Annotated in this window: 13 protein-coding genes and 1 tRNA gene; 9 read left to right on the top strand and 5 right to left on the bottom strand. The window is 69.0% G+C overall.

Annotated features, from left to right (window positions below):
• Window positions 1-331 precede the first annotated feature (331 nt).
• Both A5714_RS09515 and A5714_RS09510 read right to left on the bottom strand, forming a co-directional pair.
• Window positions 332-1,627, bottom strand: a complete 1,296-nt coding sequence (locus A5714_RS09515; RefSeq protein WP_068284779.1) for an NRAMP family divalent metal transporter — start codon at window positions 1,625-1,627, stop codon at window positions 332-334.
• A 112-nt stretch (window positions 1,628-1,739) separates the two neighbouring features.
• Window positions 1,740-4,067 carry a hypothetical protein gene (locus A5714_RS09510; protein WP_068284777.1) on the bottom strand — a complete coding sequence of 776 codons (2,328 nt, stop codon included), beginning with the start codon at window positions 4,065-4,067 and terminating at the stop codon, window positions 1,740-1,742.
• A 201-nt stretch (window positions 4,068-4,268) separates the two neighbouring features.
• Between A5714_RS09510 and A5714_RS09505 the strand changes: the two genes are divergently transcribed.
• The 3 genes from A5714_RS09505 to A5714_RS09495 all read left to right on the top strand — a co-directional run bounded on the left by A5714_RS09505 (window position 4,269) and on the right by A5714_RS09495 (window position 5,853).
• Window positions 4,269-5,210: a DMT family transporter gene (locus A5714_RS09505; RefSeq protein WP_068284775.1), complete on the top strand. Its 942-nt coding sequence runs from the start codon at window positions 4,269-4,271 to the stop codon at window positions 5,208-5,210.
• Window positions 5,211-5,287: 77 nt separating this feature from the next.
• Complete coding sequence (locus A5714_RS09500) at window positions 5,288-5,533, top strand: hypothetical protein (RefSeq protein WP_068064860.1); 246 nt, start codon at window positions 5,288-5,290, stop codon at window positions 5,531-5,533.
• Window positions 5,534-5,649: 116 nt separating this feature from the next.
• Window positions 5,650-5,853: a hypothetical protein gene (locus A5714_RS09495; RefSeq protein ID WP_068064857.1), complete on the top strand. Its 204-nt coding sequence runs from the start codon at window positions 5,650-5,652 to the stop codon at window positions 5,851-5,853.
• A gap of 126 nt (window positions 5,854-5,979) precedes the next feature.
• Here the strand turns inward: A5714_RS09495 and A5714_RS09490 are convergent.
• Window positions 5,980-6,063 (bottom strand) — tRNA-Tyr (locus tag A5714_RS09490).
• 71 nt (window positions 6,064-6,134) lie between these two features.
• Here A5714_RS09490 and A5714_RS09485 point away from each other — a divergent pair.
• The 4 genes from A5714_RS09485 to A5714_RS09470 all read left to right on the top strand — a co-directional run bounded on the left by A5714_RS09485 (window position 6,135) and on the right by A5714_RS09470 (window position 11,092).
• The gene (locus A5714_RS09485) at window positions 6,135-6,626 is read left to right on the top strand and encodes a YajQ family cyclic di-GMP-binding protein (RefSeq protein WP_068284774.1); all 492 of its coding nucleotides are present in this window, start codon (window positions 6,135-6,137) and stop codon (window positions 6,624-6,626) included.
• A 69-nt stretch (window positions 6,627-6,695) separates the two neighbouring features.
• Window positions 6,696-8,198: an NAD(P)/FAD-dependent oxidoreductase gene (locus A5714_RS09480; RefSeq protein WP_068284772.1), complete on the top strand. Its 1,503-nt coding sequence runs from the start codon at window positions 6,696-6,698 to the stop codon at window positions 8,196-8,198.
• A gap of 76 nt (window positions 8,199-8,274) precedes the next feature.
• Window positions 8,275-9,300: an NAD(P)H-dependent glycerol-3-phosphate dehydrogenase gene (locus A5714_RS09475; protein ID WP_068064848.1), complete on the top strand. Its 1,026-nt coding sequence runs from the start codon at window positions 8,275-8,277 to the stop codon at window positions 9,298-9,300.
• A 241-nt stretch (window positions 9,301-9,541) separates the two neighbouring features.
• Window positions 9,542-11,092 carry a SulP family inorganic anion transporter gene (locus A5714_RS09470; protein WP_082959650.1) on the top strand — a complete coding sequence of 517 codons (1,551 nt, stop codon included), beginning with the start codon at window positions 9,542-9,544 and terminating at the stop codon, window positions 11,090-11,092.
• 23 nt (window positions 11,093-11,115) lie between these two features.
• Here A5714_RS09470 and htpX read toward each other — a convergent pair whose 3' ends face one another.
• Together htpX and grcC1 are read right to left on the bottom strand one after the other, a co-directional pair.
• Window positions 11,116-11,979 carry a zinc metalloprotease HtpX gene (gene htpX / locus A5714_RS09465; RefSeq protein WP_068284770.1) on the bottom strand — a complete coding sequence of 288 codons (864 nt, stop codon included), beginning with the start codon at window positions 11,977-11,979 and terminating at the stop codon, window positions 11,116-11,118.
• Between the two features lie 77 nt (window positions 11,980-12,056).
• Complete coding sequence (gene grcC1, locus A5714_RS09460) at window positions 12,057-13,064, bottom strand: nonaprenyl/(2E,6E)-farnesyl/geranylgeranyl diphosphat synthase (protein ID WP_068284768.1); 1,008 nt, start codon at window positions 13,062-13,064, stop codon at window positions 12,057-12,059.
• A gap of 22 nt (window positions 13,065-13,086) precedes the next feature.
• Here grcC1 and menJ point away from each other — a divergent pair, with 22 nt between their 5' ends.
• Together menJ and A5714_RS09450 are read left to right on the top strand one after the other, a co-directional pair.
• Window positions 13,087-14,316, top strand: a complete 1,230-nt coding sequence (gene menJ, locus A5714_RS09455; protein ID WP_068284765.1) for a menaquinone reductase — start codon at window positions 13,087-13,089, stop codon at window positions 14,314-14,316.
• A gap of 72 nt (window positions 14,317-14,388) precedes the next feature.
• Window positions 14,389-14,733 carry a DUF732 domain-containing protein gene (locus A5714_RS09450; protein ID WP_068064839.1) on the top strand — a complete coding sequence of 115 codons (345 nt, stop codon included), beginning with the start codon at window positions 14,389-14,391 and terminating at the stop codon, window positions 14,731-14,733.
• Window positions 14,734-14,750: the final 17 nt, after the last annotated feature.

Raw genomic sequence — 14,750 nt, 5'->3', positions numbered from 1 at the left:
AAATCCAGCGGCGGCGGGCCCCATCCGGGCGGCGGAGGCGGAGCTGCCCACCCGACCGGTCCCGGCGGGGGCGGCGGGCCCCACGGGTGCGCGCTGGCGACGCCCGCTCCGATGCCCGTAGCGGCAATAGCCATTCCCCCACACAACGCCGTGGCCCCCACCAGTCGACGGAGCTTTACGGTGCGCGATGCCATCGTTTTCTCCCTTCATTCGGCGTAACACCAACGACGCTAATGAAGGGCGATGGGCCCGACCTTTCGATAACCTATGTTTTTGCTGTACTTTGGAAAATCCGTCGCCCACCTGGGCTTATGCGGCGGAAGGGGCGGCCTCAAACCCATCCGAGGGTTTGCGGGACCATGTACAACCCGAAGGCCATCACCACCAGGCACAGCGCCCAGGTCACGTACTTGTGGGCGCCGCGCATGCGCCACTGCTCGGGCAGCGCCTTGGCCTCCAGCGCCAGCAGCAGGCCCAGCACAATCGGCAGCAGCAGGGCGTTCATCACCTCGACGTCCAGCGCGAGGTTGACCAGGTCGACGCTGGCCAGCACGAGTATCGCGCCGACGATGTGCGCCAGCGCGTAGGTCAGGTAGAACTTGGCGGTCTCGCGGTTGGGCCGCTCGTTGAGCGTGTGCCGCCACTTGAACACCTCGGCCAGGCCCCACGCCCCGGCCAGGGAGGCGACGATCGCGGCCACCAGCGCCGCGCCCAGCATGCCCAGCCCAAACAGCACCGTCCCCCCGGTGTGACCCAGGTACGGCGTGAGCGATTCGGCGATCTGGCCGACGGTGTCCAGCGACACCCCGCCCTCGTGCGCGCCGACCGTCGACGCCATGGTCACCACCACCGCGATCATGATCAGCTGGGTCAGCACCGCGCCGGCGGCGGTGTCGTAGCGCTCCTGACGAATAGTGGTCTCCGACAACCGCTTATCGACCACCGCGCCCTGCTGGTAGAAGATCATCCACGGCATGATGACGGCGCCGACGTTGGCCGCCACCAGCATCAGGTACGACGAGTTGCCCAGCGGCATCGACGACAAGCCGCCGACCAGCGCCGAGAGGCTGGGCCGCGCCATGAGCATGGCGATCAGGAAGGCCAGTTCGGCGGCGCCGATGATCAGTCCGATGCGCTCGACGCGCCGGTAGCTGCCGGTCAGCGCCAGCGCCAGCAACGCGACCGTGGCGATCGGGATGCTCACCCACCGGGAGACGCCGAACAATTCCCCCACCCCGGCCACGCCGGCGAACTCCGTCAACAGCGCCCCGATCGCCGACGCGAACAGCGTGAACGCCGACACCCACGCCCAGCCGCGGCCGAACTTCTCGCGGATCAGGGCGCCGTGTCCGCGCCGGGTGACGATGCCCAGGCGCACGGTCATCTCCTGGACGACGTAGAGGACCGGCATCAGGATGAGCTGCGGCAGCACCATCCGGTAACCCCACTGCGCGCCGGACTGCGACGCGGTGATCAGCGAGCCGGCGTCCGTGTCTGCCAGCATCACCACCAGGCCCGGTCCCCACACCGACAGCACTCCCCAGCGCAGCCAGCGACCGCGCGTCCGCAGCGACACCGATGCCGGGCCGCCGGACTCGTCCGCGACCGCCGTGCCAGATTCGACCACCTGTCACCCCCTCCCGTGTTCGGCGGCGTTCGACCGCCCGAACCGGATCCTAAACTAAGGCTGCCCTAACCTGCGGGGGTTTGTGGTGAAAGTGCTGTTCTCGCGAAGGCTCCTACGGGGTGCCCTGGTTCGGGTGAGGCACGCCCACCACGTTGTCGTAGCGCGTCGCCATCCACTCGTCCGGCGCCATCTTCTCCGCAGGCGGCAGCCCGATCGCCTGCGACACGGCCGGACCGATCACGCTGTCGTATTGACCCGCGGTGACCCCGGGGATTCTGGCCTTCACTTCGTCGAGCGTCGCGAGCCGCCCGTTGGGATGGTCCGCGTCGTGGATGACGTACTCGGGGGGAAGCGGCACGTTGTGCCCGGCCCCGAGCAACGCGTTCGCCATTCCCTGGTCCGCGTACCCGATGTCCAGCGGCTGGATCGGGTTCTCGTTCGGCCCGGTCGGCGGCGGGCCCAGGATGCTGTTCTCCAGGCCGTGCCCCAAGACGTTGAGCGCGGGGCTGGCCGCCGTGCCGACCCCCGGCGGTAGACCCGCCGCCGTCGTCAGCCCGGTCAGCCCGGCTTCGTAGGCCTGCTTCTTTATCTCGTATTCCGACTGCTGCTGATGGAAGCCGTTGGTCTCGTTGGCGAGGTGGGCATTATGGGTCCCGACGTCCACCAGACCCTTGAGGGTCGCGGCGTCGTAGAGCTGCGCGTCGTAACCGGAATGCGTGGTCTCGTTGCCGAATGCCGCCTCGTGAACCACGGCCTGGGCATACGCCTGTCCGTTGAAATACGTCGCGGCGTCTTTGTCGCTGTCGATCACCGTGAAGATCTCCTTGGCCACCGGGAGCGCACCCGATCGCGTGTTGCCCTCGTCGTCAAGCGGATAGCCGAATTCGGGTAAGCCCCCGGAGGTCCCGGCGATGTTGTTGACGTACGGGCCCAGCCCGTGTGCCATGCCCTGAACCAGTTTCGGGTCCATCTCGCCCAGGGTGTGATTGCCAGGCAGGTGCATCAGCTCCGGGTGATTGCCGATGTAGGAGCTGTAGGCATGGGCCGTCTCCCCGGCGAGCCGCGCTTCGGGACCTCGCGCCGCATCGCCGGTCCACGAGAACAGCGAGCTCACCGCGTCGCCGTGGTCTTGCCAGTAATGATGCGTGAGGTTCTGCAGGAACCGGTCGTGATCGGCGCCCGTCATGGCGTCGTGAACCACCTGGTGATCCGGCGACACCGCCGAGAGCACGTTGGAGACGGTCGGATCGATGTTGGGCTTCAGGTCGCCGGCCTGGCCCTCTCCGGCCCGCCAGAAGGCGCCGTTCATCAGGGCCGACGCCTGCTTCATCATGCCCTTGTCGAGGTCGGTGTTGGCCTGCAGCGAGCGGTTGCCGTCCTTGACGATGCCGGCCAACTGGTTCAAGTGGCGAAGGTCGGGCCAGTGCGCGTTGAGCAGCTGCTGCACGCTCTCGGGCAGCTGCGCGGCACCGCCGCGCAGGGTGTCCCCGCCCTGCACCGCGCCGACCTTAGTGTCGGTCTTCGGGAAGGTGATGTTCGGGTTGCTCATCAGCTGCAGCGAGTCGCCGATCATGCCCTTCTCGTCGCCGAGGCGCTGCTCGGCGGCCGTCAGCGCGTCCATGCTCATGCCGTGTTCCTGCGCTTGCAGCTGGCTCAGCACCGCCGCCTGCTCGGAGGTCAGCGGCGTCTTGCCGGCGACTTGCTCCGGCGACACCGAGTGCAGCACCCCGTTTACCCGCGCCGCGGCGCCCTTGTCGCCCGCGAGGGCGTCGGTGACGTCCTGCCGGGCCTGCTCGGGCGTCTCGGGCGCGTGCCCGTCGAAGCCCAGGACCCGTTCCGGGTCATAGCCGTCGTCGGCCAGGCTCTTCTGCGCCTGGTGCAACGACTTCGTGTAGTTGTCGCGGGTGGCGCGCAATCGGTCGAGCGCGTCGCGGGTGTCATCGACCGCGTCGGCCTTCGCGGCTCGGATCAACGCCTCCAGCGCGTGCCGGTCGTCGGGGGTCAGGTCGGTGTGCTTGAGGTCCTCGGTTGCCGCGCCGATGATCCTGTCGAGCACCTCCAGCTTGTGCTCCAGCGCGGCGATTTCGGCGGCGCCGCTTTTCTGCGCGTCGGCCAGGTCGGCGGCGATCTTCTCCAGGTCGGCGCCGATCTTGGGCAGCTGCTCGGACTGCGCGCCCAGCGCCTTCGCGGTGCGCTGCACCTCGTCGGCGTCGTTGATGGGGCTGTTGCCGTTCTGGTGATTCCACGCCGCGTCGAAGCGTTTGCGCGCCTGGTCGAAGGCGGCGTCGGCCTCGGCGGTGTGCCGGCCGGCCGCGTGGAACGCGTTGGCCAGGCCGGAGATCTGCCCCGGCTGGCCGGCCTGCAGTGTCCGGTTGATTTCCCAGGGATCTCCGCCGGCGCCCGCGATCAGCTCCGCGATGGACAGATACTTCAGCTGCATGGCCCGCCCAGCAATCGCGTGTCGACGACCATCCCCGCCCCCTTTGTGCCGACCGCGCGCCTGCCACCAGGCGTTTGCCCCCTCCCCAGGGGAACGACGGTCGCGTCGAGCAAAAGCATATTGAGGCCGGCGACGCCCGCACCAGTCACCAGCCACCCGCGGCGAGTTAGCCGGGGCGGTGCGGAGGGTATTCACGGCGCCATGGGGTGGGTCTCTGTACACGCGGTCGCGATCGGCTCGGCACTGCTGTCGGCGTTCTGGGCTGCCGTGGGCATCGTCGTCCGGCAACGCGCCGCGCAGCGCGTTCCCGGCGCCGAGGCGCTGTCGTCGACCATGGCCACCTCCCTGGTCCGCCAGCCGCAGTGGTGGGCGGGGCTGATCGCGGCCGTCGCCGGCTTCGTGTTCCAGGCCATCGCCCTGGCCCATGGCTCGCTGCTGTTGGTGCAGCCGCTGCTGGTCTCCTCGCTGCTGTTCGCCCTGCCCATGAGCGCGCGGCTGTGCCACCAGCGCATCAGCTGGGTCCAGTGGGGCTGGGCGACGCTGCTGACGGCCGCGCTGGCGGTGTTCGTTCTCGTCGGGCAGCCCCGCGAAGGCCACAGCCGACCTCCGATCCCGGCGTGGACGCTGGCGCTGGCCATCGCCGTGCCGTCGGTGCTGGTCTGCATCACGGCCGCGCACCGCGCCGCCGGCCGCGTCCGCGCGATCCTGCTCGGCGCCGCCGTGGCCGTGCTGCTCGGCATGATCGCCGTGGTCACGAAGGTCTGCACGCACCGGTTCTCGGTGGGGGGATGGCACGCGCTGCTGACGGTTCCCGCGCCCTACGTGCTGATCGCGCTGGCCGCAACCGTGATGGTGGTGCAAAGCTCCGCGTTCCATGCCGGCGCCCTGCAAGCGTCCGTGCCGATCATGCTCGTCGGCGAGCCCATCGTCGCGGTGTTGCTCGGGGTGATCGTGCTCGGCGATCACGTGGCGGTGGGCGGCGTTGCGGCGCCGGTTCTCGCCGCCGCCGTCGTTGCGATGGTGGCGGCGACGGTAGCGCTGGGCCGCAGCCAGGCCATCGAGGCGAGCGAACCCCCCGCGCCGTCGAAGCGGGCGCCGTCGGATCCGGGCTGCGAACCGGTGGCCGCCGCCCGGATTACTTAGATCACACAACCATTGGGTAGTCCGCTGAGATATCGTCAAGGCTGGCGTTGAGCAGTCGTTTCAAGGAGGGCGCAAAGATGAACGCATTGAGGTCCGTCGGCTTGGCCGTGGTGACGGCCGTTGCCCCCTTCACGATCCTGTTCGCGAGCGGTCCGGCCTACGCGGACAACAACAACGAGTTCGGTCAGCCGTGCTCCCCGGAGGGGACGAAGCTGTGGGGCCGGGGTGGCCCGATCTTCTGTGCGCGCCAGGCCGACGGGAACCTGCAGTGGGTGCCGATTCGCCCGCAAGACCTGTGCGTGGCGTTCTGCGATCGACCCTGACGCCCGCGCCCACGGCGCGATGAACCGGCACGGGCGACCCCTGCGATGAATCTCTCGCCAGGCGGCCCGTTTCCCCCGCGACAGCTTGCTCTAGACGATAGGGGCATACGAAGGTTATGAGCGGTCAACCCGAGGTGCGGCACGACACGATCCGAGCGCCGCAACGCATGCCCGAGGTCCATGTCGAGGCGCTCGCGATGCAGAAGGCGCAACGCAAGACCCGACGGCGCGCCGTTGTCGATCTGCAACTGGGCGACAGCCACCCCGTCGAGGGCGACGACCTGGAATGGTCCTTCAGCTACCGGGTGGCGCCGCAATAGGAGCGCGCCGCGGGCGCCGTCACCCAGCGTGAGGCGGTTGCGCACAGACCAATTCGCCCGACCAAGCCTGTCCCCTCACGCGGGGCGGCCCGGTCACGTTCGGCTCGGCCGCGTCCACGGAAACTTTGGTGGCAGGTACAGGATTCGAACCTGTGAAGCTTTCGCGACGGATTTACAGTCCGCTCCCATTGGCCGCTCGGGCAACCTGCCGCATAGCAGGTTACAACGAGCGAGTAGACAAAGCACAAACGGCTAGCACTTCGAGGGAAGGGACGGATTGCATGGCGGACTCATCGTTCGACATCGTCAGCAAAGTGGACCGTCAGGAGGTCGACAACGCGCTCAACCAGGCCGCCAAGGAGCTGGCCAACCGGTTCGACTTCCGCGGCACCGATTCGACGATCGCCTGGAAGGGCGACGAGGCTATCGAGTTGACGTCGTCGACCGAGGAACGCGTCAAGGCCGCCGTGGACGTCTTCAAGGAGAAATTGATCCGCCGCGACATCTCCATGAAGGCGTTCGACGCGGGTGAACCCCAAGCCTCCGGCAAGACCTACCGGGTCACCGGCACCATCAAGCAGGGCATCAGCAGCGAGAACGCCAAGAAGATCACCAAGCTGATCCGCGACGACGGCCCGAAGACCGTCAAGACGCAGATCCAGGGCGAGGAGATCCGCGTCACCAGCAAGAAGCGCGACGACCTGCAGGCGGTGCAGGCGCTGCTGCGCAACGCCGACCTCGAGGTGGCGCTGCAGTTCGTCAACTACCGCTAGCCCGACCAACCGGTGGGTCTCTACGCTGATGACCACGCCTTGTCCCTTCACCGCTGAGCGAGGTTCACGATGACCGTGACTCCCACCGGCCCGGCGCCGGTCGAGGCCGAATATTTCGACGTCATCATCGTCGGTGCCGGGATCTCCGGTATCGATGCGGCGTACCGCATCTCCGAGCGCAACCCGCAGCTGAGCTACACCATCCTGGAGCGGCGCGCGCAGATCGGCGGGACGTGGGACCTGTTCCGCTATCCCGGGGTGCGCTCGGACAGCAGCATTTTCACGCTGTCGTTCCCGTTCGAGCCGTGGCCGCGCAAAGAGGGCGTCGCGGACGGCGTCCACATCCGCGAATACCTGGCCGCGACCGCGCGTAAGTACGGGATCGACCGGCACATGCGGTTCAACAGCCGGGTGCGCTCGGCCGATTGGGACTCGTCGACCGACACGTGGACGGTCACGGTGGAGCAGGACGGCGCGCCCAGGCGCTACCGCGGCCGCTTCCTGTTCTTCGGCAGCGGTTACTACAACTACGACGAGGGCTACACCCCGGAGTTCCCGGGCATCGCGGACTTCGCGGGCACGGTGGTGCACCCCCAGCACTGGCCCGAGGACCTGGATTACACCGGCAAGCGGATCGTGGTGATCGGCAGCGGCGCGACCGCGGTCACCCTGCTGCCGTCGCTGTCGGGACGGGCCGCGAAGGTCACCATGCTGCAGCGCTCCCCCACCTACCTCATCTCGGCGTCCAAATACGGCGCGGTCGCCGCAATCTCCCGAAAGCTGTTGCCGCGCAAGCCCGCACATCTGGTGATACGGATCTACAGCGCGCTGACCGAGGCGGTGTTCTACGCGTTGTCCCGCAAGGCACCCGGGTTGGTGCGGTGGCTGCTGCGGCGCAAGGCGATCGGCAGCCTGCCCGCCGGCTACGACGTCGACACGCACTTCAAGCCGCGCTACAACCCGTGGGACCAGCGGATGTGCCTGATTCCCGACGCCGATCTGTACAACGCCATCAGCGCCGGCGGTGCGGAGGTGGTCACCGACCACATCGACCATTTCGACGCCACCGGCGTCGCGCTCCGCTCCGGTGCACACCTCGACGCCGACATCGTGGTCTCCGCGACCGGGCTGCAGCTGCAGGCGCTGGGCGGGGCCGCGATCAGCCTGGACGGCAACGAGATCAAGGTCAGCGACCGCTTCGTCTACAAAGCGCACATGCTCGAGGACGTGCCGAACCTGTTCTGGTGCGTCGGCTACACCAACGCCTCGTGGACCCTGCGCGCCGACATCACCGCCCGTGCCACCGCAAAGCTGCTGGCGCACATGGCTTCTCACGGGTACACGCACGCCTACCCGCACCGCGCCAACGAGCCGATGGCCGAGAAGCCGTCGTGGGACATCAACGCCGGCTACGTGCTGCGCTCGGTGCACATGCTGCCCAAGTCCGGCACCAAGCGGCCGTGGCATGTGCGGCAGAACTACCTGGCCGACGCCCTGGACTACCGCTTCGACCGCGTCGGGGAAGCCATGGTGTTCGGCCGCGCCGCCGACCGGGCCTCGCTGGCCGGGTAGCCGCCGGCGACACGAGGCCCCGTCGAAGTTCGTGAACTCCTTATAAAACTTTGGCGTCGGCAATACGCTGATCGCCATGGCAGCACAGATGCGCGATCCCAAAGTCGTTGTCCTCGGTGGCGGTTCCTGGGGCACCACAGTGGCGTCCATCTGCGCGCGCCGGGGGCCGACGCTGCAATGGGTGCGCTCGGAGGAGACCGCCAAGGACATCAACGAGAACCACCGCAACAGCCGGTATCTCGGCGACGACGCCGTGCTGAGCGACACCCTGCGCGCCACCACCGACTTCGCCGAGGCGGCCAACAGCGCGGACGTCGTCATCATGGGTGTCCCCTCCCACGGTTTCCGCGGCGTGCTGACCGAGTTGGCCAAGGAGCTGCGGCCCTGGGTGCCGGTGGTGTCGTTGGTCAAGGGGCTCGAGCAGGGCACCAACATGCGGATGTCGCAGATCATCGAGGAGGTGCTGCCGGGGCACCCCGCCGGCATCCTGGCCGGGCCGAACATCGCCCGCGAGGTGGGTGAGGGCTACGCCGCGGCCGCCGTGCTGGCGATGCCCGACCAGCACCTGGCGACCCGCCTGTCGACGCTGTTCCGGACCCGGCGGTTCCGGGTGTACACCACCGACGACGTGGTCGGCGTCGAGATGGCCGGGGCGCTGAAGAACGTCTACGCCATCGCCGTCGGCATGGGCTATTCGCTGGGCATCGGCGAGAACACCCGCGCGCTGGTGATCGCCCGCGCGCTGCGCGAGATGACCAAGCTGGGGGTCGCGCTGGGCGGCAACCCGGAGACGTTCCCCGGCCTGGCGGGCCTCGGCGACCTCATCGTCACCTGCACCAGCCAGCGCAGCCGCAACCGGCACGTCGGTGAGCAGTTGGGCGCCGGTAAGCCGATCGACGAGATCATCGCCTCGATGAACCAGGTCGCCGAGGGCGTCAAGGCCGCCAGCGTCATCATGGAGTTCGCCAACGAATTCGGTCTGAACATGCCGATCGCGCGCGAGGTCGACGGCGTGGTCAACCACGGCTCCACGGTCGAGCAGGCCTACAGCGGCCTGATCGCCGAGACGCCCGGCCACGAGGTGCACGGCTCCGGCTTCTGACCTGGGCGAACCGGGTCCGCAATTCAAATCTTTGCGTTCGATATGGGCTGCGCCGTTGCCCTTGACCGGCGCTTCGCCGGCAAAATACCGTCACTGCAGGTAGCCAGGCGTTCCCGCGCGCGACCGCGCAGCTAGTCCTTTCGTAACCGCCTGTCCGCCAACAGGTTACGCCGACGTAATCGTTCGAAGGTGGGGCGGATCGCGCCACATCGCCGCACAGACTCGACAAGGGACGCGACCGATGCACAACACCGAAGAACTCGGCACCGAGGACCCTGACCACCGCGGACCGCGAGCGCAACGCCTGCGCTCGATCGTGCGGCACGACCTGCCGTCGTCCATCGTCGTCTTTCTCGTCGCACTACCCCTGTCGCTGGGCATCGCGATCGCGTCGAACGCGCCGGTGCTCGCCGGCCTGATCGCCGCGATCGTCGGCGGCATCGTCGTCGGATCGCTGGGCGGGTCGCCGCTACAGGTCAGCGGCCCCGCCGCGGGATTGACCGTGATTGTCGCCGGCCTGGTATCCGACTTCGGTTGGGGCGTCACGTGTTTGATCACCGTGGCCGCCGGGGTGCTGCAGGTGTTGCTGGGCCTGAGCCGCGTCGCGCGGGCCGCACTCGCGATCTCACCCGTCGTCGTGCACGCCATGCTGGCCGGCATCGGGATCACCATCGCGCTGCAGCAAGCGCACGTGCTGCTCGGTGGCAAGTCCAAGAGCACCGCCTGGCACAACCTGATCGGCCTGCCCGGGCAGATCATCGGCGCGCACCGGCCCGGCGTTCTGCTGGGGGTGCTGGTCATCGCGATCCTGATCGGCTGGCGTTGGGTTCCGGCACGGGTGCGACGGATCCCCGGCCCCTTGGTGGCCATCGTGGCGGCGACCGTGGTGTCGGTGGTGTTCCCCTTCCACGTCCGGCGCATCGATCTCGAGGGATCGCCGCTGGATGCGGTGCAGCTGCCCGACATTCCGCATGGTGACTTCGGCGCGGTCGCCATCGGGGTGATCACCGTCGCGCTCATCGCCAGCGTCGAGAGCCTGCTCTCGGCGGTGTCGGTCGACCGGATGCACAACGGCCCCCGCACCGACTTCAACCGCGAACTGGTGGGACAGGGCGCCGCCAACATCATCTCGGGCACCATCGGCGGCCTGCCGGTGACCGGGGTCATCGTGCGCAGCTCGACCAACGTCAACGCCGGTGCGAGGTCGCGCGCCTCGTCGATCATGCACGGCGTGTGGATCCTGCTGTTCACCATCCCGTTCGCGGGTCTGGTCGACGAGATCCCCACCGCCGCGCTCGCCGGCCTGCTGATCGTCATCGGCATCCAGTTGCTCAAGCCCGCCCACATCGAAACCGCGCTCAAGCACGGCGATCTCGCCGTCTACGTCGTCACCGCCGTCAGCGTCGTGTTTCTCAACCTGCTGCACGGGGTGCTGATCGGGCTGGCGCTGGCCATCGCCCTGACCGGGTGGCGAGTGATCCGCGCCAAGGTGCACGCCCAAGCCAAGGCCGACGAGTGGCGCGTCGCCATCGAGGGCGCGGCGTGCACCTTCCTGGCCCTGCCGCGGCTGACCCGGGTGCTGTCCGCGATCCCCGCGGGAACCGTTGTCACCGTGGATGTTTCGGTGAATTACCTCGATCACGCCGCCCTACAGGCCATTGCCGACTGGCAGCGGCAGCACGAGGCGACCGGCGGCACGGTGCACATCGCCGGCAGGCTCGAGACGGGTCACGTCGCCGATCGCGGTGCCGACGAGGCCGTCGCCCACGAAACACCCGGCGCCGCCGCGTGATTCGCGGCATCGCGTAACGCGCGTCAGCCCCGAGCCATCGACTCCAGCCGCCGGATGCGGTCCTCGATGGGCGGGTGCGTCGAGAACAGGGACCCGATGCGCTCGCCCGCGCGGAACGGGTTGGCGATCATCAGGTGCGCCTGGCTGGCCAGCTGCGGCTCCGGCGGCAGCGGGGCCGCCTGGACGCCGCCGGAGATCTTGCGCAGCGCCGACGCCAGGGCCAGCGGGTCGCCGGTCAGCACCGCGCCCGACTCGTCGGCCTGATACTCGCGGGACCGCGACACCGCGAGCCGCACCACGGTCGCGGCGATCGGGCCCAGCAGCGAAACGAGGAGCAGCGCAAAAGGATTCTCGCCGTCGCGGTTGTTGCCGCCGAACATGCCGGCGAACATGGCCATGTTGGCCAGCGCGGTGATCACCGACGCCATCGCGCCCGCGATGCACGAGATCAGGATGTCGCGGTTGTACACGTGGGACAGCTCGTGTCCCAGCACGGCGCGCAGCTCGCGGTCGTTGAGGATGTCCAAAATTCCGGTGGTGCAGCAGACGGCCGCGTTACGCGGGTTGCGGCCCGTCGCAAACGCGTTGGGCGCGTTGGTGTCACTGATGTAGAGCCGCGGCATCGGCTGGTGCGCGGCGGTGGCCAGCTCCCGCACGATGCGATACATCACCGGCGCCTGCAGCTCCGACACCGGCTGTGCGTGCATCGCCCGCAACGCCAGCTTGTCGCTGTTGTAGTAGGTGTAGACGTTCATGCCGATGGCGAACAGCACCGCGATGAACATCGCGGTGCGCCCGAACAGCGAGCCCACGAACACGATCAGGGCAGACATGCCGACCAACAACGCGAACGTCTTGAACCTGTTGGCATGCGGATGCCAAGTCATCGGTGTCCTCCTTGCGAACACGCGTCACGGATTACGCTCATTGAACGCCTGAGGGCACCCGCGGGGTTCCGGATCCGCTAACCGTGCCGGCTGATGGTGTAGTCGACCAGCGTCTGCAGCGCCTGGCGGCCGGGCCGGTCCGGCAGCTGGGCCAGCTCCTGGCGGGCCTGCTCGGCGTACTCGGCGAGGACCTGCTTGGCCTTGGCCATTCCGGGCGAGGCGCGCAGCAGCGCCAGCGCCTCGGCGACCGCCTCGTCGTCGTCGATGGGACCGCTCAGCAGCTCGCGCAGCCGCGCCGCGTCGGGGCCGGGTTCGCGCAGGGCGTACACCATCGGCAAGGTGTGCACCCCCTCGCGGACGTCGGTGCCCGGCAGCTTGCCCGACTCGTGGGCGTCGCTGTCGATGTCGATGATGTCGTCGGAGATCTGGAACGCGGTGCCGACGATCCCGCCCAGGCGGCTCAGGCGCTCCACTTGCTCGACGTCGGCGCCGGAGAACATGGCGCCGAAGCGCCCCGCGGCGGCGATCAGGCAGGCCGTCTTCTCGTAGACCACCTTGAGGTAGTGGTCGACGGGATCGACGCCCTGGGCGCTGCCCCGGCCCTCGCGCATCTGCCCGGTCACCAGCTGGGCGAACGTCTCGGCGATGAGCCGCACCGCCTCCGGCCCCAGCCGCGACACCAGGCGCGAGGCGGTGGCGAACAGGTAGTCGCCGGCCAGGATCGCGACGTTGTTGCCCCACCGCACGTTCGCCGTCGGCGCGCCGCGGCGCACCTGGGCCTCGTCCATCACGTCGTCGTGGTACAGCGTGGCCAGGTGCACCAGCTCGATGACGGCGCCGGCGATGGTTACCTCTTCGGCGTCCGGGTTCGGCCCGAGCTGCGCGGACAGCACCGCGAACAGGGGCCGGAACCGCTTGCCGCCGGCCTTGAACAGGTGCATCAGCGACTCGGTCATCACCTCGTCGGCGCTGCGCAACTCGGCGTCCATGAGCCGCTCGACCCGCCCCACACCGTCGCGCACGGTCGCCGCGAACTCGGCGTCACCGAAGTCGACGCCCGCTACCACCGTCGCCGGAGTACTCACTCGACCAAACATACTGGTGTACATGACGACGGCAGCGACCAGAGCCGATCTGGTGGTGGTGGGCGCCGGGCCCGCCGGTTCGGCGGCCGCGGCCTGGGCCGCCCGCGCGGGCACCGACGTGCTCGTCATCGACGCCGCCCGGTTCCCCCGCGACAAGGCGTGCGGTGATGGGCTGACCCCGCGGGCCGTCGCCGAGCTGGAGCGCCTGGGGCTCGGCGACTGGCTGGACACCCGGATTCGGCACCGCGGCCTGCGGATGAGCGGCTTCGGCGGCGAGGTGCAGGTCGACTGGCCCGGCCCGTCGTTCCCGTCGACCGGCAGCGCCGTCGCCCGCCTGGAGCTGGACGACCGGATCCGCCAGTGCGCCGAAGACGCCGGGGCCCGCATGCTGCTGGGCACCAAAGTCGTTTCCGCGGAACGTGATTCGGCGCAGCGAGTGGTGTCGGTGGCCTTGGCCGACGGCACCGTCGTCGGCTGCCGCCGGCTGATCGTGGCCGACGGCGCCCGGTCCTCGCTGAGCCGGACCCTGGGCCGGCGGTGGCATCAGGAGACGGTGTACGGCACGGCGGCCCGCGGCTACCTCACCACGCCGCGCGCCGACGACCCGTGGCTGACCTCACACCTGGAGCTGCGCTCGCCGGACGGCACCGTGCTGCCCGGCTACGGCTGGATCTTCCCGCTGGGCAACGGCGAGGTGAACATCGGCGTGGGGGCGCTGTCGACGTCCAAACGGCCGGCGGACCTGGCGCTGCGGCCGCTGATCAAGTACTACGCCGACCTGCGACGCGACGAGTGGGAGTTCACCGGCCCGCCGCGGGCGGTGTCGTCGGCGCTGCTGCCGATGGGCGGCGCGGTGTCCGGGGTGGCCGGCCCCAACTGGCTGCTCATCGGCGACGCCGCGGCCTGCGTGAATCCCCTCAACGGCGAGGGCATCGACTACGGCCTGGAGACGGGCCGCTTGGCCGCCGAGCTGCTCGACGGCGGCGACCTGACGCAGGTGTGGCCGACGCTGCTGCGCCAGCACTACGGCCGCGGCTTCTCGGTGGCGCGCCGGCTGGCGCTGCTGCTGACCTTTCAGCGGTTCCTGCCCACCACCGGCCCGATCGCCATGCGCTCGACGACCCTGATGACGATCGCGGTCCGGGTGATGGCGAATCTTGTCACCGACGAGGACGCCGACTGGGTGGCCCGCGCGTGGCGCGGTGGGGGCCGGTTGTCGCGGCTGCTGGACCGCCGCACGCCGTTCAGCTGACCCGGCGGCGGTGTCCCGTCGGGCGCCGGATTTCCGCGGCGCACCGCCGCCGATCGGTGTATAGTCCGGCTAATGAAGGGAACGAGGCTGGCTACTATCGGCATGGCCGCCGCCGCGATCGCAATCGCCGCGCCGGCGCAGGCCGCGCCGTCCAACGATTACGACTATCCGTTCAAAGAGACGGTCAACGGGTTCGGCATCTACGGCCCGCAGGACCAGCTGGCGTGGCTCGGCAAGATCACCTGCGACCGGTTGGGTCGCGGCGTGGACACCGACGCTTACAAGTCCGCCAACTTCATCCAGAAGAACCTGCCCCGCGGGACCAGCCAGGGCCAGGCTCTGCAGTTCCTCGGCGCCGCCGTCGACCACTACTGCCCGGACCAGGTCGGTGTGGTGCAGGCGGCCGGTCACCACTGACCCGTACGTCCCCCTAC

The organism is Mycobacterium sp. E2462, assembly GCF_001672685.1.
GTDB lineage: Bacteria > Actinomycetota > Actinomycetes > Mycobacteriales > Mycobacteriaceae > Mycobacterium.
Note: the sequence above shows the minus strand (reverse complement) of the source record. Positions and strands in the feature narration are given on the sequence as shown.

Excerpts from the sequence above, each read along its gene's own strand:
- A5714_RS09510 (WP_068284777.1), bottom strand. The coding sequence starts at position 4,067 with ATGCAGCTGAAGTATCTGTCCATCGCGGAGCTGATCGCGGGCGCCGGC.
- A5714_RS09505 (WP_068284775.1), top strand. The coding sequence starts at position 4,269 with ATGGGGTGGGTCTCTGTACACGCGGTCGCGATCGGCTCGGCACTGCTG.
- A5714_RS09500 (WP_068064860.1), top strand. The coding sequence starts at position 5,288 with ATGAACGCATTGAGGTCCGTCGGCTTGGCCGTGGTGACGGCCGTTGCC.
- A5714_RS09495 (WP_068064857.1), top strand. The coding sequence starts at position 5,650 with ATGAGCGGTCAACCCGAGGTGCGGCACGACACGATCCGAGCGCCGCAA.
- A5714_RS09485 (WP_068284774.1), top strand. The coding sequence starts at position 6,135 with ATGGCGGACTCATCGTTCGACATCGTCAGCAAAGTGGACCGTCAGGAG.
- A5714_RS09480 (WP_068284772.1), top strand. The coding sequence starts at position 6,696 with ATGACCGTGACTCCCACCGGCCCGGCGCCGGTCGAGGCCGAATATTTC.
- A5714_RS09475 (WP_068064848.1), top strand. The coding sequence starts at position 8,275 with ATGGCAGCACAGATGCGCGATCCCAAAGTCGTTGTCCTCGGTGGCGGT.
- A5714_RS09470 (WP_082959650.1), top strand. The coding sequence starts at position 9,542 with ATGCACAACACCGAAGAACTCGGCACCGAGGACCCTGACCACCGCGGA.
- htpX (WP_068284770.1), bottom strand. The coding sequence starts at position 11,979 with ATGACTTGGCATCCGCATGCCAACAGGTTCAAGACGTTCGCGTTGTTG.
- menJ (WP_068284765.1), top strand. The coding sequence starts at position 13,087 with ATGACGACGGCAGCGACCAGAGCCGATCTGGTGGTGGTGGGCGCCGGG.
- A5714_RS09450 (WP_068064839.1), top strand. The coding sequence starts at position 14,389 with ATGAAGGGAACGAGGCTGGCTACTATCGGCATGGCCGCCGCCGCGATC.